Genomic DNA, 19,607 nt, shown 5'->3' with positions numbered 1-19,607 from the left:
AGCGCCGCGCCGGTGGGGGCGTCCGGCGCCTCGCCCAGCAGGGCCGCCACCGCCCGGCGGTCTTCCGGCGCGACCGGCGCCCCGGCCCAGGCGCCGCGCGCCGGCGCGCGGCCGCCGCCGTTGCGCGCCTCCAGCGTGTCCAGCATGGCGGCCGGCACGGCGGCGGGCGGCAGGGCGGCCCAGGCGCGCAAGGCGGCGGCGTCTTCCGGCTCGCGGCCCAGCACCAGGCGGTAGGCCCAGCGGGCAGGCAGCGCGGCGTCGTCCATCGCGGCGGAACATCCCCCGCCGGCCCCGGCCGGGCAAGATGGCTCAGGCGATCTCGCGGATCAGCTTGCGGCGCACGGCGGAGCCGAAGGCGTCGAAATCCTCCGCCACGATCATGAAGGCGCCGGGGCCGCCGATCACGCTGTCCTGGAAGTACTGGTCCAGCGGCACCGGCGGGGCGCGGCCGAAGGTCGGGCGGTCGTTGATGATGGGCAGGCCGTTCACCGTGATGCCGGCCGCCACGCATTCGTCCCGCGCCAGGGTCACCGGGCGGCCGGAATTGTTCACCCCGTCGCCCGAGACGTCCACCACCCGGCGCGTCCCCTCGAAGGGCGCCTGCTCCATGACGCGGCGGGAGAAGTCGAGCGCGCCGGAGATGGAGGTCCAGGAGAGCGAGGCCCGCGGCGCCTCCGCCAGCGCCGAGGCCCAGGCGTCGGCGTCGGCCTGGGTGGCGATGCGCGACCACGGCAGCACCAGCCGCTGGTACTCGAAGCCGGCCCATTCCACGTAGGCCAGGCCGATGGCGCCGATCATGCCGCGGCGCACCACCTCCACCACGCGCGGGTCGCTCACCGCGTTGCGGTAGCCCTCGCGCTGCAGCCGGGCCTCGTCCTCGTCGATGGAGCGCGAGACGTCCACCGCCAGCACCAGCAGCACGTCCACCGGCTCCGCCCCACGGGCCGGCGCGGCGAGCAGGGCGGGGGCGGCGAGCAGGGTGCGGCGGCGCATCCGCGCATGGAAGCGCCGCCCGCCCCGGCGGCGCAAGCGCAAAGCGTCAGGCGGCGGCCAGCACCGCGTCGCACACCCGGTGCACCTGCGCCTCCGTCAGGTAGGGGTGCATGGGCAGGGACAGCACCTGGTGCGCCAGCGCCTCGCTCACCGGCAAGGGCGCCCTGCCCTCGCCATGGGCGGCGCGGTAGGCCGGCTGGTGGTGCAGCGGCTTGGGGTAGTAGATGGCGCTGGGGATGCCGGCCGCCTTCAGCGCGTCCTGCACGCGGGCGCGCTGCTCCGGCCCTTCCAGCCGCAGGGTGAACAGGCCCCAGGCGCTGTCCTGCCCCGCCTCCACCCGCTGCATCGCCACCCGCCCGGCCAGCCGCGCGCGGTACAGCGCCGCCACCCGCGCGCGGTCGCGCAGCTCCTGGTCGAACAGGTCCATCTTGCACAGCAGGATGGCGGCCTGGAGGGTGTCCAGCCGGCCGTTCATGCCGGTGCGCAGCACCTCGTAGCGGTGCCCGCCCTCGCCATGGGTGCGCAGCGAGCGGTACAGCTCGGCGCGCTCGGCGCTGTCGGTCAGCAGGGCGCCGCCGTCGCCGTAGGCGCCCAGGGTCTTGGTGGGATAGAAGCTCAGCGCCGCCGCCCCGCCCCAGCGGCCCAGGCGCTTGCCGCCCAGCGCGGCGCCGAAGGCCTGGGCGGCGTCGTCCAGGGCGAACATCCCCTCGCGCGCGCAGATGGCCTCGATGGCCGGCCAGTCGGCGGGCAGGCCGAACAGGTCCACCCCGACCACGGCGCGCGGGCGCAGCCGGCCTTCGGCCTTCACCGCGGCGATGCGCGCCTCCAGGTCGGGGATGGACAGATTGAAGGTCCCGGCGTCCACGTCCACGAACACCGGGGTGGCGCCCAGCACCAGCGGCACCTCCGCGGTGGCGGTGTAGGTGAAGGCGGGCAGGAACACCGCGTCGCCGCGCCCCACCCCCTCGGCCATCATGGCGATCTGCAGCGCATCCGTGCCGGAGGAGACGCCCACCGCGTGCGCGCAGCCGGCGAAGGCGGCCAGCCGGCCCTCCAGCTCCGCCACCTCGGGCCCATTGATGAATCGGCCGGAGGACAGCACGGCGGCGATGCGGCGGTCCATGTCCGCGCGGACCAGCGCCTGCTGCGCGGCCATGTCGAAGAGGGAGATCGGGGCGTCCGTCATGCGCGCTTCCTGCGGCCCGGCGGGCGGGCGCGCAAGCCCCGCGCGGGTCACGGGCGGTATCGGGGTGTTACGCCGCGCCGGTGTTGGTGCGGTGGTCGAACTCCGGCACCAGCCGGCCCAGCTGGGCCAGGGCGGCGTCGCGGCCGCCGGCGCGGCAGGCGGCGGCCATCTCGTCCAGGGCGCGGGCCACCAGGGCGGCGTCGGCCACCCGCGGGGTGGCCACCAGCAGGCCGGGGAAGCGGGTGGGGCGCGGCGCCTCCTGGCCGTGGAACAGCTCCTCGAACAGCTTCTCGCCGGGGCGCAGGCCGGTGAAGCGGATCTCGATGTCCTCCTCCGGCCGCAGCCCGGCCAGGCGGATCATGCGCCGCGCCAGGTCCACGATCTTCACCGGCTGGCCCATGTCCAGCACGAAGATGCCGCCCTCGCGCAGCTCGGGCGGGGCGTCGGGGCGGTCGTCGGCGCCCACCACGGCGGCCTGCAGCACCAGCCCCACCGCCTCGCGCACCGTCATGAAGTAGCGGCGCATGTCCGGGTGCGTCACCGTCAGCGGCCCGCCGCGCTCCAGCTGGCGGCGGAACAGCGGCACCACGGAGCCGGTGGAGCCCAGCACGTTGCCGAAGCGCACGGTGACGCAGCGCATCCCCGCCCCGCCGCGCGCCGCCACGTCCAGCGCCTGGCAGTACATCTCGGCCAGGCGCTTGGAGGCGCCCATGACGGAGGTCGGGTTCACCGCCTTGTCGGTGGAGATGAGCACCATCAGCCGGCAGCCCACGGCGCGCGCCGCGTCGGCCACGACGCGCGTGCCCTCCGTGTTGGTGAGGATGCCTTCCAGCGGGTCGGCCTCCACCATCGGCACGTGCTTCAGCGCGGCGGCGTGGAACACCAGCTCGGGGCGCAGCTCGGCCATCAGGCGGGCCATGCGCGCGCCGTCGCGCACGTCGGCCAGCACGGAGCGGCGGGGCAGCGCCGGGTGGCGCTCGCTCAGCTCCAGCCCGATCTCGTAGAGGACGTACTCGCCGTGGTCGAGCAGCACCAGCTGCGCCGGGCCCAGCGCCGCCACCTGCCGCGCCAGCTCGCCGCCGATGGTGCCGCCCGCGCCGGTCACCAGCACGCGCCGGCCCTGCACCAGCCGGGCCATGCCCTCGCGGTCCAGCGGCACCTGCGGGCGGTCCAGCAGCTCCTCGATGCCCACGGGGCGCAGCTCCATGCGCGGCGCCTCGTTGCCGCGCGCCGCCTGGCCCAGCGCGGTGGGCGAGGGCGCGCGGCGCACCGGCACGCCCTGGCGGTCGGCGGCCTCCATCAGCGCCTCCAGCGCCGGGCCGGAGATGTCGGCCGAGGCCAGCACCAGCGCGGCGGGCAGCGCGCCCTCGGCGCGCAGGCCCTCCAGCACCGCCTCCGCCTCCTCCACCGTGCCCAGGATGGGGTGGCCCTGGATGGTGCGCCCCGCCTGGCGAGAGCGGCGGGCCAGGATGCCCTGCACGCGCAAGGCCGGGCGGCGCTCGCGCTCCAGCGCGCGGATGAACAGGTCGGCCTGGTCCACCCCGCCCACCACCAGCACCGGCTGGGCCAGCGGGTCGTCCTCGCCGCCGCGCCGCAGGGAGCGCAGGCGTCCGGTCAGCCGCGGCAGGGCAAGCAGCGCGCCCAGCACCAGGGCGTGGATCACCGGGAAGGCCGGGTTGGGCGGCAGCCACATCTGCAGCAGGCGCAGCCCGACGGAGAACAGCCCCGCCGCCACCAGCGCCGCGCCCAGCAGCGCCAGCAGGTCCGCCAGCCCGGCATAGCGCCAGTATTGCTTGGGCAGGCCCAGCGCCCAGGCCGGCGCCGCCAGCGCCAGCACCGAGAGGCCCAGCGCGGCGCGCCACCAGTTCGGCACGTCCGGCCAGGCGCCCGGGCTGGCCAGCCACAGCGCCAGCGGCAGGGCCAGCGCCGCCAGCAGCGCGTCCAGCGACAGGTTGAGGAGGATGCGGGTGGGGGCGGTGCGCGCCATCGCGCGGCTATACCGCCTCCAGGGCCGGTGTCGAAGCCTCCCGCCCGGACAGGCTGCGGTGCAGCGCCACCAGCCGCGCGCCCTCCGCCGCCCAGCCCCACTCGCCCTCCGCCGCGCGGCGCCCGGCGGCGCCCAGCGCGGCGCGGCGGGCGGGGTCGGCCAGCCCGGTGACGGCGGCGGCGATGGCGGCGGGGTCGGCGGGGTCGGTCAGCACGCCGCAGCCGGCCGCGCGCACGATGCCGGCCACCCCGGTGGCGAAGGCGGGCGCCACCACGGGCAGGCCGGCGGCCATGCCGTCGAACAGCTTGTGCGGCAGCGCCAGGCGGTGGTTCTCCTCGCCGGGCTGGAACAGCACCAGGTTCACGTCGGCCTCGGCCGCGGCGCGGCGCAGCGCGGCCTCCGCCGGCATCCAGGGCGCCACCTCGATGCGCGCCGACAGGCCCAGCCGCGCCGCCTCGGCGTGGAAGGCGGCCTCGCTGCCGTCGGTGAAGCGGCCGATCACCAGCAGGCGCGTGGTGGGCGGCAGCCGGGCCAGGGCCGCCAGCAGCGGCGGCCAGCCGCGCGCGCGGCCGATGGCGCCCAGATGCAGCAGCGTCAGCGGGCCCGGCGCGTGGCGGCGCGGCGCCAGCCCGGGCGGCACCAGCGCGTGGTTGCGCGCCAGCACGGTGCGCGCCCCGGGGAAATCCGCCGCCAGCCCTTCCTTGGCCAGCACCACCGCGTCGGCCAGCCGGCCCAGCGCGGCGCAGGCCCCGCGCAGCGCGGCCCGCGCCAGCGGCCGCAGCGCCGGCGGCAGCCGCGCATCCAGGCGCGAGGGGTAGTGCTCGTGCACGTCCAGCACCACCCGCGCCCCGGTGCGCCAGCCCGCCAGCAGCGCCAGCACCCACGCATCCGGCTCCGAGGCGTGGATGGCGGACGGGCGCAGCGCCACGGCGCGGCGCAGCAGGGGCCACCAGCGGCGCGGGCGCGACAGGCCGGGGGGCAGGGTCTCGATGGCCACGCCGTGCAGGCTGGCGGGCGCCGGGCCGTGCGGCGACAGGTGGCGCACCGCCAGGCCGGCGGCGGCCAGCGCGGCGCCTTCCTTGCGCACCACCCGCATGTCGTCCGGCGGGTGCGCCGCCGACAGCAGCAGGATCACGCCGCCACCCACGCCCCCGCCTCGGGCGCCATCGCGCGCTCGCATGCGGCGACGAAGCGCGCGGTCAGCAGGCGGCGGTCGTGCCGGCGCACCGCCGCCTTGCGCGCGGCCGCGCCCAGGAGCGCCCGGCGCACCGGGTGCTGCGCCAGGCGCTGCAGCACCTCGGCCAGCGCCTCCGGGTCCTCCGGCGGCAGGGTCTCGCCGCAGCCGGCCTCGGCCAGCAGGCGCGCCGCCGCGCCGGGCACGTTGGACACCACCGGCAGCCCGGCCGCCAGCAGGTCCATCAGCTTGTTGGGCGCCGTCCATTCGGCGAACTCGGGCACCGGCGCCAGGCAGAGCAGCCCGGCCTGGCTGCCGGCCAGCAGCCCGGCCAGCTCGCGCTTGGGCAGGGCGGGCAGGAAGGTGACGTTGGGGGTGGCGCGGGCCATCAGCCGCGCGCGCTCCGGCCCCTCGCCGGCCAGCACCAGGCGAATCCGGCGCTCGCCGCGGCCGTGCAGCAGTGCGGCGGCGTCCAGCAGCGCGTCCAGCCCGTTGGCCACCCCGTGCGCGCCGGCATAGGTGGCCAGCAGCTCGCCCGGCGCGGCCTCCGGCGGCCGCCAGGGCGCCACCTGCGGGCCGAACAGGTCCAGGTCGCAGCCCTGGCCGATCATCTCCACGTCGCGGGCGCCGCGGCGGCGGGCGAGTTCCGCCATGCCGTCGCTCAGCGCCACCGTCACCGCGGCGCGGCGGCAGGCGGCGTCGGCCAGGCAGTCCAGCCCGGCCAGCACCGGCCGGGCGCGCAGACCCAGGGCGGCGGGCAGCTCGGGCCAGGGGTCGCGCATCTCGAACAGGAAGGGGGCGGGGGAGAGCAGCGCCGGCACCACCGCCGTCAGCGGGGTGGAGGACGCCACCACCAGGTCCCAGCCGTCGCGCGCCAGCGGGGTGGCGCGGGCGGCGAAGCGGGCGAAGGCGATGCTGCGCGCGGCCAGCCCCATGGCGCCGTCATAGGGGATGTCGAACTCCACCACCTCGAAATTCGCCACCCGCCCGTCCCGCCTGCCGTGCCGGAACGGGCCGTCCAGCCCGGTGCGCGCGCCGGCATAGCCGCCGCAGGCCAGGGTGACGCGGTGCCCCGCCGCCGCCAGCGCCCGCGCCTGGGCGAAGGCGCGGGTCGCCGTGGCGCCCTCGGGCGTGGAGAAGTGCTGGTGGAGGTAGAGGATGCGGCTCATGCCGCAGCGATCGCGGCGACCACGCGCGCCACCTCCCGCTCCGTCATCGCGCCGCCGGAGGGCAGGCACAGGCCGCGGGCGAACACCTCCGTCGCCACCGCCCCGCCGGCGCAGGGCGCGCCGCGGAAGGCCGGCTGCAGGTGCATGGGCTTCCAGGCCGGCCGGCTCTCGATGCCCGCCGCCGCCAGGGCCAGGCGCAGCCGCTCCCGGTCCTCCGCCAGCAGCACGGACAGCCAGCGCGAGGAGCGCGCCCAGGCGGGCTCCTCCTGCCAGCCGAAGCCCGGCAGGGCGCGCCGGTAGCGGGCATGCAAGGCGCGGCGGGCGGCGACGCGCGCCTCCAGCGCTGGCAGCTGCGCCAGCCCCACCGCCGCCAGCACCGCGCTCATCGCCAGGTTGGAGCCGAGCTCCAGGTGCTCGTAATGCGCCGCCTTCTCGCGCGCCTGGGTGGCCAGGTGCCGCGCGCGGGCGACCAGGGCGGCGTCCGCCGACAGCAGGGCGCCGCCGCCGCCGGCGGTGACGATCTTGTTGCCGTTGAAGCTGAGCACCGCCAGCGTGGCGCCCTGCCCGGCCGGCCCGCCGTGCTGGGCGGCGCCCAGGGCGCAGGCGCTGTCGGACACCAGCGGCACCCCCCAGCGGTCGCAGGCGCGGCGCAGGGCGGGGATGTCGGCCGGCTGGCCGTAGAGGTCCACGGAGACGACGCAGCGCGGCAGCCGCCCGCGGCGGGCGGCGGCGGCCAGCTCGGCGTCCAGCAGGCCGGGGTCCAGGGTCCAGTGCGCCGGGTCCACGTCCAGGAAGCGCGGGGTGGCGCCCAGCTGCACCGCCGGCGCGATGGTGGCGACGAAGGTGAGGGTGGGCGCCCAGACCTCGTCCCCCGGCGCCACGCCCAGCACGCGGAAGGCGAGCGACAGCGCGGCGGTGGCCGAGGCGGTGGCCAGCACGTGCCCGAAGCCGGCGGCGGCGCCCACCGCGGCCTCGAAGCGCTCCAGCGTCGGGCCGGCCGGCGCCAGCCAGCCGCTGTCCAGCAGGGCCTGGAACTCCGCCCCCTCCGCCCCCGTCAGCTCCGGGGGCGAAAGCAGGATCGGGCCCGGCGGACGGCCGGGGCGGCGGAACGGCAGGATGGCGGCCGGGGCGGCGATCTGCATGGGTGGCACCAGTGGCTGACACCCGCACTATAGTTTACCGAATGGTTAACGCAATTCCTGCGTGCATGGATTTCTTGCGCTCAACCTCAGGCGGTTCCGGAGGCCGGTTGCTGACGGCGGCTCTGCCACAACTGGACGAAGTCGATGGGGTTGAGCAGCACCGGCGGGAAGCCGCCCTCGCGCGTCACGTCGGCCAGGATGTTGCGGGCGAAGGGGAACAGCAGGCGCGGGCATTCCACCAGCAGCACAGGCTCCACGTGCTCCTGCGGGACGTTCACCGTGAAGATGCCGCAATAGGTCAGCTCGGCGATGAAGCACTGCGTGTCCTGCCCGGCCTTGGCGTCGGCGCGGATGATGAGGGACACCTCGAACACGTTCTCGCCCTCCTGCACCGGGCGGGCCTGCACGTCGAGCGCGAGGTCGATGCGCGGTTGCTCCCGCAGGGTGGCGAAGATGCCCGGCGCGCCCGGCACCTCGAAGGACAGGTCCTTGGTGAACTGGATGTTCAGCACCAGGGGCAGGGGCGCCGGCTGGCCGGCGGCCTGGGGGGGAAGGTTGATCGCGTCGGACATGGCGGCCCGCCTACCACGCATGGCCGGGGGCTTCCATCCCCGGCCTCGCCCTCCCTACCTTGCCGGCATGCCCCTTTCTCCGCCCGCCCCCCGAGCGCTGCACCACCTGCGCGACATCGCCCTGCGCGGCTTCCTGCGCGAGGACGGGCTGGTGGACATCGAGGCGCACCTGGTGGACACCAAGACCTACGGCTTCCCCTCCGACTGGCGCGGCCAGGTGCAGCCGGGCGAGCCGCTGCACGGCATGTGGGTGCGCCTGACGGTGAACCAGGAACTGGTCATCACCGCCTGCGAGGCCGTCACCGACTTCTCGCCCTTCGAGACCTGCGCGGGGGCGACGCCCAACTTCGCCAGGCTGGCGGGCCTGAGCATCGGGCCGGGCTTCAACCGCGCGGTGAACGAGGTGGTGGGCGGCACCCGCGGCTGCACCCACCTGCGCGAGGTGCTGGCGCAGATGGCCACCGTGGCCTTCCAGACCCTGTGGCCCATCCGCTTCCGGCGCCAGCAGGAGCAGCGCGGCGCCGAGGCCGCGGGGGCGCCGCGCCAGCGCCCCGCCCTGCTGGGCACCTGCCACGCCTACGACCCCGCCGGGCCGGTGGTGGCGCGCAAGTGGCCCGAATGGGCCGAGAAGCCCGACGCCGCTAGCTGACCTCCTCCGGCGCGCGCAGCGTCAGCGCCAGCGCGTGCATGCCGCCGGCGAACTCCTCCGCCAGCGCCTCGTGCACGGCGCGCGAGCGCGCGACGCGGCTCATCCCCGAGAAGGCGGGGCTGATCAGCACCACGCCGTAATGCGTCTCGCCCTCCGGCCGGGCGCCGGCATGGCCGGCGTGGCGGTGGCTGTCGTCCACCACCTCCAGCCGCCGGGGGGCAAAGCGGGCCTGCAGGGTGGCGTGGATGCGGTCGGCGCGGTTGGGCATGGGGCGCAGATTCCGCATGGCGGGGCGCGTTGCCAAGCCCCCCGGGCTTGGCCATATCGTCCCGATGGCCCGAAGGAGCAGCTTCCAGCCCCAGCGCGACCCGAAGCTTCCCCCCAAGGGCTGCGACCACCCGGGCTGCGCCGAGGGCGGCGAGTTCCGCGCGCCCAAGGACCGCTCCCTGCGCGACTACCACTGGTTCTGCCTGGAGCACGTGCGCGCCTTCAACGCCGGCTGGGACTTCTACAAGGGCATGCCGGCCAGCGAGATCGAGGCCGGCATCCGCCACGACACCGGCTGGCAGCGCCCCACCTGGCCGCTGGGCCGGCTGGGCCGTACGGTGGAGCTGGACGCGCTGGGCGACCCCTTCGGCCTGCTGCGCGACGCCGCGCCGCGCCGCCCGGCCGCCCTCCGCCCCGCCGAGGCCCCGCCCGAGCTGCGCGCCGCCCTGGGCGTGCTGGAGCTGCCCTGGCCCCTGGCGCCCGAGGCGCTGAAGGCGCGCTACAAGGAGCTGGCCAAGCGCCACCACCCGGACGCCAACCGGGGCGACAAGCGGGCCGAGGAGCGCTTCAAGGACATCGCGCGCGCCTACGCCCTGCTGCGTGCCCGGCTGGGCGAGGGCGCGGCGCGCGCGCCCGCCGCCGGGTAGCGCATCCCCGTCCCCTGCCCTAATCTTGGGCGCAACAGAGCGAAGCGGACCTTCCTTGAGATGAACACCATGGCGAAGACGGCCGAGATCCAGCCCACCGCGGCCATTTCCATGCCCGACACCACGGTGGACGCGCGCACGGCCTTCGGCTTGGACGTGGACATGCAGGTGCCGGCCTATTCCGTGCGCACTGAGCACGTGCCGGAGCTGGACCCCACCTACCGCTTCGACCGCGACACCACGCTGGCCATCCTCGCCGGCTTCGCGCACAACCGCCGCGTCATGGTCCAGGGCTACCACGGCACCGGCAAGAGCACCCACATCGAGCAGGTGGCGGCGCGGCTCAACTGGCCCTGCATCCGCGTCAACCTCGACAGCCACATCAGCCGCATCGACCTGATCGGCAAGGACGCCATCGTCCTGAAGGACGGCAAGCAGGTGACGGAGTTCCGCGAGGGCATCCTGCCCTGGGCGCTCCAGCATCCCTGCGCGCTGGTGTTCGACGAATACGACGCGGGGCGCCCGGACGTGATGTTCGTGATCCAGCGCGTGCTGGAGGTCGAGGGCAAGCTGACCCTGCTGGACCAGAACAAGGTGATCCGCCCGCACCCGATGTTCCGCCTGTTCGCCACCGCCAACACGGTGGGCCTGGGCGACACCACGGGGCTGTACCACGGCACGCAGCAGATCAACCAGGGCCAGATGGACCGCTGGAACATCGTCTGCACGCTGAACTACCTGCCGCACGCGCAGGAGACGGACATCGTGCTGGCCAAGATGGGCGCGAACCCGGGCGACAAGGCGATGAGGAAGCAGGTGGAGGCGATGGTGGCCCTGGCCGACCTGACGCGCGCCGGCTTCATCGCCGGCGACATCAGCACCGTCATGTCGCCGCGCACCGTCATCACCTGGGCGGACAACGCGCGCATCTTCGGCGATGTCGGCTTCGCCTTCCGGCTGACCTTCCTGAACAAGTGCGACGAGGCGGAGCGCGCCACGGTGGCCGAGTACTACCAGCGCTGCTTCAACCAGGAGGTCGAGACGGGGCTGTACAAGAAGGCGGGGTGAGCGCGTGACCAAGCCCGACCTGACGCGGCAAGAGGAGTTCAAGCGCGCCACCGCCGGCGCCATCCGCGCCATCGCGCAGGTGCCGGAGGTGCAGGTGGCCTTCCAGCCCGGCCCGCCCGGCGTGGCCGGCAAGCGCGCGCGCCTGCCCCTGCCCACCCGCGCCCTGCCCCCGGCCGAAATGGCCAAGCTGCGCGGCGCCGCCGACGCCGTGGCGCTGAAGCTGCGCCTGCATGACGAGGCCACCCACGCCGCCCGCGCCCCCGCCCGCCGCGAGGCGCGCGAGGTGTTCGACGCGCTGGAGGATGTGCGCGTGCAGTCGGTCGGCAGCCGCCACATGGAGGGCGTCGCCGCCAACCTGCGCGCGCGCCTGGCCGAGGAAGCGGAAAGCGAGGGCTACGACCGCATGACGCGCAAGGACCAGCTGCCGCTGCACGCGGCGCTGGCCCTGATGGCGCGCGAGCGCATCTCGGGCGAGGCGCCGCCGCCGGCCGCGCAGCGCGTGCTGGAGATGTGGCGCGGCTCGCTGGACGCCAACGCCGAGGCCGCGATGGCCGAGCTGGCAGGCGCCACCGACGACCAGGACGCCTTCGCCCGCGCCGCCCGCCGCCTGCTCACCGCGCTGGACCTCGCCGAGGCCGAGGTGGAGAGCGAGGCCGACCAGGACGAGGAAGGCGACGAGGGCGGCGAGGAGCAGGCGCAGGAGCAGCAGGCCAGCGCCGGCGAGGCGCAGAGCCAGGACCAGGAATCCATGCAGGGCGCCGAGCCCGAGACCATGGAGGGCGAGGCCGCCGACGAGGAGGCCCAGGACAGCGAGGAGGACGGCACGGCCGCCGAGGGCGACGAGAAGCCCGGCGGCCCCCAGGCCCGCAAGGAGGTGCCGCAGACGGACGATTCCTCGCGCTACCGCGCCTTCGTCTCCCAGTTCGACGAGATCGTCGAGGCCGAGGACCTGTGCGACCCCGACGAGCTGACCCGGCTGCGCCAGCAGCTGGACCAGCAGCTGCAGCACCTGCAGGGCGTCGTCTCCAAGCTGGCCAACCGCTTGCAACGCCGGCTGATGGCGCAGCAGCAGCGCGCCTGGGAGTTCGACCTGGAGGAAGGGCTGCTGGACGTGGCGCGGCTCACTCGCGTCGTCACCAACCCGATGTACGCGCTATCCTACAAGCGCGAGCGCGACGCCGATTTCCGCGACACGGTGGTGACGCTGCTGATCGACAACAGCGGTTCCATGCGTGGCCGGCCGATCACCGTGGCGGCGATGTGCGCCGACATCCTGGCGCGCACGCTGGAGCGCTGCGCGGTGAAGACCGAGATCCTGGGCTTCACCACCCGCGCCTGGAAGGGCGGACAGTCGCGCGAGCGCTGGGTGCAGGAGGGCAAGCCGCGCAACCCGGGCCGGCTGAACGACCTGCGCCACATCATCTACAAGGCGGCCGACGCGCCGTGGCGGCGCTCGCGCCGCGCCATGGGGCTGATGCTGCGCGAGGGGCTGCTGAAGGAGAACATCGACGGCGAGGCGCTGGCCTGGGCCTACAAGCGCCTGCTGGCCCGCACCGAGCATCGCCGCATCCTGATGGTGATCAGCGACGGCGCGCCGGTGGATGATTCGACGCTGTCCGTGAACCCCGGCAACTACCTGGAGCGCCACCTGCGCGAGCAGATCAAGGAGATCGAGGGGCGCGGGGCGGTGGAGCTGATCGCCATCGGCATCGGCCACGACGTGACGCGCTACTACCGCCGCGCCGTCACCATCGTGGACGCCGAGGAACTGGGCGGCACCATGATGAAGAAGCTGGCCGAGCTGTTCGACGAGGACGCCGCCGAGGCGTGGCACCGCGCCGCCGCCGAACGCGCCCCGGCCATCATCTGACCGAGGAGGGCAGCGCGGCGCCACGCCTCGCCGTCCCGCGCGCCTCCGGCACCACGTACTGCGCGCCTCCGGCACGACGCACCGCGCCGCCGCCGGACGCGCCCCGGCCATCATCTGACCGGGCAGGGCGGCGCGGCGCCACGCCTCGCCGCCTTCGGAAGCGCCCCTCACCTCACCAGCGCGGTGGACAGCCAGGGCACCAGCGCGATCGCCACCAGCGCCGCCCCCATCACCGCGATGAAGGGCAGCGCGCCGGCGAAGATGGTCTCGATGCCCACGCGCGGGTCCCCCAGCGTCGCCTTCACGGTGAAGACGCTGATGCCGAAGGGCGGCGTCAGCAGCCCCATCTCGACCGCGATGATGGTGACGATGCCGAAGTGGATGAGGTCGAAGCCCATCGCGGTGGCGATGGGCGCGCCGATCGGCACCATGATCAGCAGGATGGAGGTGCTGTCGAGGATCATGCCCATCAGCAGCACGATGAGGACGAAGCACAGCAGGAAGCCGTAGGGCCCCAGGCCCAGGTGCTCCACCGCGTTGCCGATGGCCTGCGGGACGCCGGCCATGGACAGCATGCGCGAATACAGCCCGGCGGCCACCAGCAGGAACAGGATGGAGGCCGAGACCAGCCCCGTCTCCTTCAGCACGCGCCACAGCTTGCGCCAGCCCAGCTGCCGCCGCGCCAGCGCGATCGCCAGCGCGCCGGCCGCGCCCACCGCCCCGGCCTCGGTCGGCGTGAATAAGCCGGTGTAGAGCCCGCCGAGGATGAGCGCGACCAGCACCAGGATGGGCACCGACTTGGCCGCCATCTCGCCCCCGGTCAGCGGGCGCTCGCTCGCCGCGGGGGGCGGGCCGCCCTGCATGATGCGGCCGGGCGCGAAGGTGGCGTAGCCCCAGATCATGCCCGCGAAGCCCAGCGCGATGATGAGGCCGGGGATGACGCCGGCGATGAACATGGCGCCGATGGAAACCTCCGCCAGCACGCCATAGACGATCATCAGCAGCGAGGGCGGGATGAGCATGCCCAGGATGGAGGAGCCCGCCACCGTGCCGGCGGCGAAGCGCATGGAGTAGCCGTGGCGCACCATCTCCGGCACCGCGACCTTGGTGAACACCGCCGCCGAGGCGATGGACACGCCGGTGACGGCGGCGAAGACCGCGTTGGCCCCCACCGTGGCGATGCCCAGCCCCCCGCGCAGCCGCGCCAGCAGCGCCGCCGCCACCTCGAAGGTGTCGCGCCCGACATTGGAGACGCTGACCAGCAGCCCCATCAGCACGAAGAGCGGGATGGTGGCGAAGATGTAGTCCTGGATGCCGGAATAGGTGGCCAGGGCGGTGAAGCGGAAGGCCAGGTCCGGGTTGTCGCGGATCAGCCAGACGCCGGCCGCGCCGGTGGAGATCAGCGAGATGCCGATGGGCAGGCCGATGACGATCAGCGCCACCATCGCGCCGATCAGCGCGAAGCCCAGGGAGACGTCGTCCATCAGGCGCGCCTCCCGCGCAGCTCGGCCCAGGCCACCACCAGGAAGGCGATGGCGCCGGCCACGCCGCCCAGCACGATCAGCGCGCGGAAGGGCCAGGTGGGCACGGTGAACAGGCCCTGCACGCCGAAGAACTCGCGCAGGGCCATGCTGTTCCACATGCCAGGCCAGGCCGATTGCGCGACGAAGGCCATGACCGCGGCGCCGGCCAGGCAGAAGGCCACCTCCAGCCCGCGGCCCAGGGCGGGGGCGGCGCGGTGGATGCGCTCGATCAGGAAGTCGGCGCGCGTCATCCGCCTGCCGTGGATGGTGGCGCCGATCTGCAGGAAGACGATGCCCACCACCGAATGCGCGGCGATTTCCGCCACGCCGGTGATGGGCGCGTTGAGGAAGGACCGGCCGATGACGTCGGCGCAGATCAGCAGCATCAGGGCGAAGGTCCAGATGGTGCCGATCGCCGCCAGCGCGTCGAGCGCCAGGCGGACGGGGTCGAAGGGTTGCGGCGGCGCGGTGACTTCCAGCGCCGCCATGTTGACGTCATCGGCCATCGGTCAGGCGGTCAACTCGCGGTCCCAGTCGCGGCCCGGGCGGCCGCCGGCCTCGCGGATGCCGGCGAAGTAGGCGGCCAGCACGTCGCGCGCCGCCGGGCCGGAGCTGTCGGCCCAGGTGCGCGCCAGGTTGGGCAGGCCGCGGATCCAGCGCTCGCGCTCGGCGGCCGGCAGGGTGGAGACCTGGGCGCCCTGGCGCACCATCTCGGCCTCGGCGCTGCTGATGCGGTCGCTGACGTCGCGGATGTGCGCGGCCGTCGCCGCCTTGCCGGCGGCCACCATGGCGCGGCGGATGTTCTCCGGCCAGCGCTCGAAGCGCTGGCGGTTGGCGGCGATGCCGCCCACGTACATCGCGCCGACGTCGCACTTGGTGATGAAGCGCGCGACCTCGTGCACGCGGGTGGGCAGGATGCCGACGAAGAAGCTCAGCGCGCCCTCGGACACGCCGGTCTGGATGTCGGTGTAGTAGGTGGTCAGCGCGCCATCCACCGGCGTCGCCCCCGTGCCCTGCAGCCAGTTGGCCGAGGTGCCGGGCGCGGAGATCTTGCGGTTGCGCAGGTCATCCAGCGTGCGGACGGGGAAGTTGGACCAGATGTGGTAGGTGTCGGTGATGTAGGAGCTCAGCGGCACCATGTTGAGCGAGTTCCAGTTCTGCCGGATGGCGGGCTGGGTCTCGTTCAGGCGGTCGAAGATGTTGGCGATCAGCCCGTGGTCGCCGGTGGCGAAGGGCGTGAAGTAGGTGACGTTCTGGAGCGGCATGGTGCTGCCCTCCCAGAGCGTGCCCACGTAGCCGATGTCGGTGATGTTGTCGCGCACCGCCTCCATCGTGTCCTGGAAGCGATACAGCGTGCCGCCATAGGCCTCGCGCCAGTTGATGCGATGCGTGTTGCCGTTGTCGCGCAGGTGCTTGTCCACCTCCGGCTGGAACACGTTCTTCATCATCGCCACCCAGAAGTTGGCCACCGGGTGGCTGCTGGCGATGGTGAGGTTCAGCGCGGACTGCGCCTTGGCATGGTAGGCGACGAGGGGCAGCGACGAGGCGCCCAGCAGCAGGCTGCGGCGATGGGTGGTCATGTCTCGGGTCCTCCCTTTGCGTTGGTTCAGATGCGGCCCAGCGCGGCCAGGATGCGCGCGGGGGTGAAGGGCTGCTCGGTGACGCGCGCGCCCAGCGGGCGCAGCGCGTCGTTGATGGCGTTCATGATGGCGGCAGGCGCCCCGGCGGTGCCGGCCTCGCCCGCGCCCTTGGCGCCCAGCAGGGATTCGCGGGTGGGCGTCTCGACGTGGCCCACATGCATCTCGGGCATCTCGGCGGCCATGGGCACCAGGTAGTCGGCCATGGTGGTGGTCAGCAGGTTGCCCTCGCCGTCATAGACGCAGTGCTCGTAGAGCGCGCCGCCGATGCCCTGGACGATGCCGCCCTTCACCTGCTCATCCACCAGCAGCGGGTTGATCACGCGGCCGCAATCCTCCACGCACCAGTGCTCCAGCAGCTTCACCATGCCGGTGTCGGGGTCCACCTCCACCCAGCTCGCCTGGATGCCGTTGGTGAAGGCGAAGGGGTATTCCTTGGTGATGAAGTGGCGCGTCTGCACCAGCTCGCGCGGCAGCTCCTTCGGCAGGGTGTCGCCGCGGAAGTAGAGGATGCGGCCGAGTTCCCCCAAGGCGAGGCGTGGCGTGCCGGTGGCGCGGTCCACCACCTCGCCCATCACCACGTCCAGCGCATCCGGCTTGCCCTGGAGCATGCTGCCGGCCACTTCCAGGATCTGCGCCTTGAGCGCGAGCGCGCCTTGCAGCGCCGCTTCGCCGCCGATGCCGGCGCCGCGGCACGCCCAGGTGCCGCCGCCATAGGGGGTGGCCAGGGTGTCGCCGGTCACCACCCGCACCTTCTCCACCGGCACGCCGACGCCATGGGCGACGATCTGCGCCAGGATGGCCTCGGTGCCCTGGCCCTGTTCGGTCACGCCGGAGGACGCCACCACGGAGCCGTCGGGGTCCATCCGCACCGTGCAGCCATCCTGCGCCGAGATGCGGGCGCCGCCGATGCCGTACATGAAGGGCGAGGGGTTGGTGAGTTCAATGAAGCTGGCGAAGCCCAGGCCGCGATGGACGCCGCGCTGGCGCGCCTCCGCCTGGTCGGTGCGGATGCGCTCGACCGGCACCATCTCCAGCAGCTTGTCGAGGGAGGCGTGGTGGGACAGACCCTCGAAGCGCATCCCGGCGGGCGAGGTGGTGGGGTAGGCGTCGTCGGCGATGAGGTTCCTGCGGCGGATCTCCACCGGGTCCATGCCCAGCGCCTCGGCGGCGAGGTCCACCAGGCCCTCCGTCACGGTGGTGGCGATGGGGTGGCCGACGGCGCGGTACTGGCAGGTCGGCGCCTTGTTCTGCAGCACCACCGTGGTGGTGCAGCGGTAGTGGTCGAAGCGATACGGCCCGCCGCAGAGGTTCACCACCTGGTTGCCCTCGACCGCGCTGGTGCGCGGATAGACCGAATAGGGGCCGATGCCCGTGAGGTCATCCACGTCGAAGCCGATGATGGTGCCATCCGCCTCCACCGCGATGCGCGCGAGGATGCGGTGGTCGCGCGCGTGGATGTCGGAGGCGAAGCTCTCGAAGCGGTCGGCGACGAACTTCACCGGGCGGCCCAGCAGCACGGACATGACGGCCACCGCCACCTCATCCGGATAGACATGGACCTTGATGCCGAAGGAGCCGCCGACATCCTTGCAGATGACGCGCACCTTGTGCGCCGGCAGGTTGAGGTGCTGGGCCAGCACCTCCTGGATCATGTGCGGGGCCTGGGTGGCGTGGTGCACGGTCAGCGTGCCCTCGGCCCGGTTGAAGTCGGCCAGGATGGAGCGGCCTTCCAGCGTCACGCCGGTGTGGCGGCCGGTGACGAAGCGCGCTTCCACCACGCGGTGCGCCTTGGCGAAGGCGGCCTCGACGTCGCCCTGGGTGGCGGTGCGGCGGAAGACGAGGTTGTCGCCCAGTTCGGGGTGGATCAGCACGGCGCCGGGGGCCAGCGCCGTCTCCATGTCCACCTGGGCGGGCAGCGGGTCCCACTCGACATCCAGAGCGGCGACGCCATCCTCGGCGGCGGCGCGGGTATCGGCCAGCACGGCCACCACCGGCTCGCCCTGCCAGGTGGCGCGGTCCAGCGGCAGCGGGCGCTGGGGGGCGGACTTCATGCCCTTCAGGTGCTCCAGCACCGCGACCCAGGGGGTGCAGGCGCCCTCCAGGTCCTGGCCGGTGAAGACGCGGACCACGCCGGGCACCTGCCGCGCGGCGTCGGTGCCGCGCACGGTGAAGCGGGCATGCGGGTGCGGCGAACGCAGGAAGGCCGCGTGCAGGGTGCGCGGCAGGGTGATGTCGTCGGTGTAGGTGGCGCGGCCCTGAACCAGCTTGGGCGCGTTGGGGCGCGCCACCGAGCGGCCGATGTAGGAGTTCGGCAGGTCCTCGCGCGACAGGCCGATGGAGTTAGGGCCCATCTCGTTCATCGTGCGGCCTCCAGGGCGTCTTCGACCGCATCCACGATGGCCTGGTAGCCGGTGCAGCGGCAGTAGTTGCCCGACAGGTGCTCGCGGATCTCGGCGCGGGTGGCGTCGGGGTGGTGGCGCAGGATGTCGGCGGCGGTCATCACCATGCCCGGCGTGCAGAAGCCGCATTGCGCGGCGTTGCGGGCGACGAAGGCGGCCTGCAGCGCCGCCGCCTCGCCGCTGTCGGTCAGGCCCTCGATGGTCTCGACGGTGGCGCCGTCCAGGCTGGCGGCGACGACGAGGCAGCCGCGCACGATCTCGCCATCCACCCGCACGGTGCAGGCGCCGCAGACGCCGTGCTCGCAGCCCAGGTGGGAGCCGGTGAGGCCGAGGTCCAGGCGCAGGAAGTCCACCAGGTGGCGGCGCGCCTCGACGCTGCGCGTCACGCGCTCGCCATTCACGGTCAGGGTGATGTCCACGCGCGCGTTCATGCCGCGATCTCCGTCGTCGTGCCGGTGGCGCGGCGCAGCAGCACCCTCGCCAGGTGGCGCTTCATGGCGGGCGGGCCGTGCAGGTCCGCCGGGGGGTCGAGGTCGGTGTCCAGCGCGGCGCAGGCGGCTTCGACCTCGCCGCGGGCCAGGGCGGCGGCGGCGCCGCGCGCCAGCACCGGGCCGGGGCCGACGCCGAAGAAGACCGGGCGCGCGCCCACCAGCGCCAGCCCGCACATGGCGTAGTCGCCCGAGCGGCGCGCCACCTCGGTGATGCTGCCGCCCTGGCCGATCGGCACCTCGACCGCGACGATCAGTTCGTCCGGTTCGAGCGCGGTGGTGAACAGGCCGGTGAAGAAGGCCTCCGCCGCCACGCGCCGCTCGCCCTTGGCCGAGGCCAGCACCAGCGTCGCGCCCAGGGCCACGGCGCAGGCGGGCAGTTCGGCGGCGGGGTCGGCATAGGCCAGCGAACCGCCGATGGTGCCGCGGTTGCGGATGGCCGGGTGCGCGATCAGCGGCACCGCCTGGTGCAGCAGCGGCGCGTGCTGCGCCACCAGAGGGTCCCGGCCCAATTCGGCGTGGCGGGTCAGCGCGCCGATGCGCAGCGTGTTCCCTTGCAGCGCGATGCCGCGCAACGCCGGGATGCCCGTGATGTCCAGCAGCAGGGCCGGCTCGCTCAGCCGGAAGGCCAGGGTGGCGAGCAGCGTCTGCCCCCCGGCGAGGAGCTGCACGCCCGAACCCTGCGCGGCGAAGGCCTGCCACACGTCGTCCAGGCTCGACGCGCGCCGATAGGCGGTCGCTGGCCACTTCATGGATGTTTCTCCCTCGGGCGCGCAACGATGCGCCCGTGCTTGTTGGTCAATCGAACAACAAGCGGTAGGGTGGCGTCAACC

19 protein-coding genes are annotated in these 19,607 nt (G+C 74.2%); 4 read left to right on the top strand and 15 right to left on the bottom strand.

Annotated elements, in window-relative coordinates; all coding sequences use genetic code 11:
• From ACI6QG_RS12110 to secB, 8 genes are all read right to left on the bottom strand, one after another.
• On the bottom strand, window positions 1-266 hold a 266-nt coding region (locus ACI6QG_RS12110; RefSeq protein ID WP_407024821.1), incomplete at its 3' end, for a hypothetical protein.
• A gap of 43 nt (window positions 267-309) precedes the next feature.
• A complete protein-coding gene (locus ACI6QG_RS12105) occupies window positions 310-993 on the bottom strand; it encodes a DUF1194 domain-containing protein (protein ID WP_407024820.1) in 684 nt (227 codons plus the stop codon).
• A 46-nt stretch (window positions 994-1,039) separates the two neighbouring features.
• Window positions 1,040-2,179, bottom strand: coding sequence for a DegT/DnrJ/EryC1/StrS family aminotransferase (locus tag ACI6QG_RS12100; protein WP_407024819.1), 1,140 nt, complete (start codon window positions 2,177-2,179; stop codon window positions 1,040-1,042).
• A gap of 67 nt (window positions 2,180-2,246) precedes the next feature.
• Window positions 2,247-4,166 carry a polysaccharide biosynthesis protein gene (locus ACI6QG_RS12095; RefSeq protein WP_407024818.1) on the bottom strand — a complete coding sequence of 640 codons (1,920 nt, stop codon included), beginning with the start codon at window positions 4,164-4,166 and terminating at the stop codon, window positions 2,247-2,249.
• Window positions 4,167-4,173: 7 nt separating this feature from the next.
• The gene (locus ACI6QG_RS12090) at window positions 4,174-5,301 is read right to left on the bottom strand and encodes a glycosyltransferase (RefSeq protein ID WP_407024817.1); all 1,128 of its coding nucleotides are present in this window, start codon (window positions 5,299-5,301) and stop codon (window positions 4,174-4,176) included.
• Window positions 5,298-6,509: a glycosyltransferase family 4 protein gene (locus ACI6QG_RS12085; protein ID WP_407024816.1), complete on the bottom strand. Its 1,212-nt coding sequence runs from the start codon at window positions 6,507-6,509 to the stop codon at window positions 5,298-5,300. Before ACI6QG_RS12085 ends, ACI6QG_RS12090 begins: the two co-directional genes overlap by 4 nt.
• Complete coding sequence (locus ACI6QG_RS12080) at window positions 6,506-7,651, bottom strand: DegT/DnrJ/EryC1/StrS family aminotransferase (RefSeq protein WP_407024815.1); 1,146 nt, start codon at window positions 7,649-7,651, stop codon at window positions 6,506-6,508. Before ACI6QG_RS12080 ends, ACI6QG_RS12085 begins: the two co-directional genes overlap by 4 nt.
• A gap of 86 nt (window positions 7,652-7,737) precedes the next feature.
• Window positions 7,738-8,223, bottom strand: coding sequence for a protein-export chaperone SecB (secB, locus tag ACI6QG_RS12075; RefSeq protein ID WP_407024814.1), 486 nt, complete (start codon window positions 8,221-8,223; stop codon window positions 7,738-7,740).
• Between the two features lie 67 nt (window positions 8,224-8,290).
• On the opposite strand from secB, the gene ACI6QG_RS12070 reads away from it, so the two are divergent.
• On the top strand, window positions 8,291-8,872 hold the full coding sequence (locus ACI6QG_RS12070) for a DUF2889 domain-containing protein (protein WP_407024813.1): 582 nt from the start codon (window positions 8,291-8,293) through the stop codon (window positions 8,870-8,872).
• On the opposite strand, the gene ACI6QG_RS12065 is transcribed toward ACI6QG_RS12070, so the two are convergent.
• Window positions 8,865-9,140, bottom strand: a complete 276-nt coding sequence (locus tag ACI6QG_RS12065; protein WP_407024812.1) for a BolA family protein — start codon at window positions 9,138-9,140, stop codon at window positions 8,865-8,867. The genes ACI6QG_RS12070 and ACI6QG_RS12065 overlap by 8 nt on opposite strands.
• Before the next feature lie 64 nt (window positions 9,141-9,204).
• Here ACI6QG_RS12065 and ACI6QG_RS12060 point away from each other — a divergent pair, with 64 nt between their 5' ends.
• The 3 genes from ACI6QG_RS12060 to cobT are packed head-to-tail and all read left to right on the top strand — an operon-like array spanning window position 9,205 to window position 12,724.
• A complete protein-coding gene (locus ACI6QG_RS12060) occupies window positions 9,205-9,786 on the top strand; it encodes a J domain-containing protein (protein ID WP_407024811.1) in 582 nt (193 codons plus the stop codon).
• Window positions 9,787-9,846: 60 nt separating this feature from the next.
• A complete protein-coding gene (gene cobS, locus ACI6QG_RS12055; protein ID WP_407024810.1) occupies window positions 9,847-10,854 on the top strand; it encodes a cobaltochelatase subunit CobS in 1,008 nt (335 codons plus the stop codon).
• 4 nt (window positions 10,855-10,858) lie between these two features.
• On the top strand, window positions 10,859-12,724 hold the full coding sequence (gene cobT, locus ACI6QG_RS12050; protein ID WP_407024809.1) for a cobaltochelatase subunit CobT: 1,866 nt from the start codon (window positions 10,859-10,861) through the stop codon (window positions 12,722-12,724).
• A gap of 167 nt (window positions 12,725-12,891) precedes the next feature.
• Here cobT and ACI6QG_RS12045 read toward each other — a convergent pair whose 3' ends face one another.
• Genes ACI6QG_RS12045 through ACI6QG_RS12020 form a run of 6 tightly spaced genes read right to left on the bottom strand, consistent with a single transcriptional unit; the run spans window position 12,892 to window position 19,526 of the window.
• A complete protein-coding gene (locus tag ACI6QG_RS12045) occupies window positions 12,892-14,208 on the bottom strand; it encodes a TRAP transporter large permease (RefSeq protein ID WP_407024808.1) in 1,317 nt (438 codons plus the stop codon).
• Complete coding sequence (locus ACI6QG_RS12040; protein WP_407024807.1) at window positions 14,208-14,753, bottom strand: TRAP transporter small permease subunit; 546 nt, start codon at window positions 14,751-14,753, stop codon at window positions 14,208-14,210. The genes ACI6QG_RS12045 and ACI6QG_RS12040 overlap by 1 nt, the downstream gene beginning before the upstream one ends.
• Before the next feature lie 3 nt (window positions 14,754-14,756).
• Entirely contained in the window at window positions 14,757-15,827 is a 1,071-nt protein-coding gene (locus ACI6QG_RS12035) for a C4-dicarboxylate TRAP transporter substrate-binding protein (protein ID WP_407024806.1), read from the bottom strand.
• Window positions 15,828-15,853: 26 nt separating this feature from the next.
• Entirely contained in the window at window positions 15,854-18,247 is a 2,394-nt protein-coding gene (locus ACI6QG_RS12030) for a xanthine dehydrogenase family protein molybdopterin-binding subunit (RefSeq protein WP_407024805.1), read from the bottom strand.
• Window positions 18,244-18,717, bottom strand: coding sequence for a (2Fe-2S)-binding protein (locus ACI6QG_RS12025; RefSeq protein ID WP_407024804.1), 474 nt, complete (start codon window positions 18,715-18,717; stop codon window positions 18,244-18,246). Before ACI6QG_RS12025 ends, ACI6QG_RS12030 begins: the two co-directional genes overlap by 4 nt.
• On the bottom strand, window positions 18,714-19,526 hold the full coding sequence (locus tag ACI6QG_RS12020) for an FAD binding domain-containing protein (RefSeq protein WP_407024803.1): 813 nt from the start codon (window positions 19,524-19,526) through the stop codon (window positions 18,714-18,716). The genes ACI6QG_RS12025 and ACI6QG_RS12020 overlap by 4 nt, the downstream gene beginning before the upstream one ends.
• Window positions 19,527-19,607 lie beyond the last annotated feature (81 nt).

The sequence above is a fragment of the Sabulicella flocculans genome (assembly GCF_045449635.1).
Classification (GTDB): domain Bacteria; phylum Pseudomonadota; class Alphaproteobacteria; order Acetobacterales; family Acetobacteraceae; genus Roseococcus.
Note: the sequence above shows the minus strand (reverse complement) of the source record. Positions and strands in the feature narration are given on the sequence as shown.

Bases quoted from the DNA above. Each gene is read 5' to 3' on its own strand.
- ACI6QG_RS12020 (WP_407024803.1), bottom strand. From the start codon at position 19,526: ATGAAGTGGCCAGCGACCGCCTATCGGCGCGCGTCGAGCCTGGACGAC.
- ACI6QG_RS12105 (WP_407024820.1), bottom strand. From the start codon at position 993: ATGCGCCGCCGCACCCTGCTCGCCGCCCCCGCCCTGCTCGCCGCGCCG.
- cobS (WP_407024810.1), top strand. From the start codon at position 9,847: ATGAACACCATGGCGAAGACGGCCGAGATCCAGCCCACCGCGGCCATT.
- ACI6QG_RS12030 (WP_407024805.1), bottom strand. From the start codon at position 18,247: ATGAACGAGATGGGCCCTAACTCCATCGGCCTGTCGCGCGAGGACCTG.
- ACI6QG_RS12060 (WP_407024811.1), top strand. From the start codon at position 9,205: ATGGCCCGAAGGAGCAGCTTCCAGCCCCAGCGCGACCCGAAGCTTCCC.
- ACI6QG_RS12070 (WP_407024813.1), top strand. From the start codon at position 8,291: ATGCCCCTTTCTCCGCCCGCCCCCCGAGCGCTGCACCACCTGCGCGAC.
- ACI6QG_RS12040 (WP_407024807.1), bottom strand. From the start codon at position 14,753: ATGGCCGATGACGTCAACATGGCGGCGCTGGAAGTCACCGCGCCGCCG.
- ACI6QG_RS12065 (WP_407024812.1), bottom strand. From the start codon at position 9,140: ATGCCCAACCGCGCCGACCGCATCCACGCCACCCTGCAGGCCCGCTTT.
- ACI6QG_RS12095 (WP_407024818.1), bottom strand. From the start codon at position 4,166: ATGGCGCGCACCGCCCCCACCCGCATCCTCCTCAACCTGTCGCTGGAC.
- ACI6QG_RS12045 (WP_407024808.1), bottom strand. From the start codon at position 14,208: ATGGACGACGTCTCCCTGGGCTTCGCGCTGATCGGCGCGATGGTGGCG.
- ACI6QG_RS12085 (WP_407024816.1), bottom strand. From the start codon at position 6,509: ATGAGCCGCATCCTCTACCTCCACCAGCACTTCTCCACGCCCGAGGGC.
- ACI6QG_RS12035 (WP_407024806.1), bottom strand. From the start codon at position 15,827: ATGACCACCCATCGCCGCAGCCTGCTGCTGGGCGCCTCGTCGCTGCCC.
- ACI6QG_RS12025 (WP_407024804.1), bottom strand. From the start codon at position 18,717: ATGAACGCGCGCGTGGACATCACCCTGACCGTGAATGGCGAGCGCGTG.
- ACI6QG_RS12080 (WP_407024815.1), bottom strand. From the start codon at position 7,651: ATGCAGATCGCCGCCCCGGCCGCCATCCTGCCGTTCCGCCGCCCCGGC.
- secB (WP_407024814.1), bottom strand. From the start codon at position 8,223: ATGTCCGACGCGATCAACCTTCCCCCCCAGGCCGCCGGCCAGCCGGCG.
- ACI6QG_RS12100 (WP_407024819.1), bottom strand. From the start codon at position 2,179: ATGACGGACGCCCCGATCTCCCTCTTCGACATGGCCGCGCAGCAGGCG.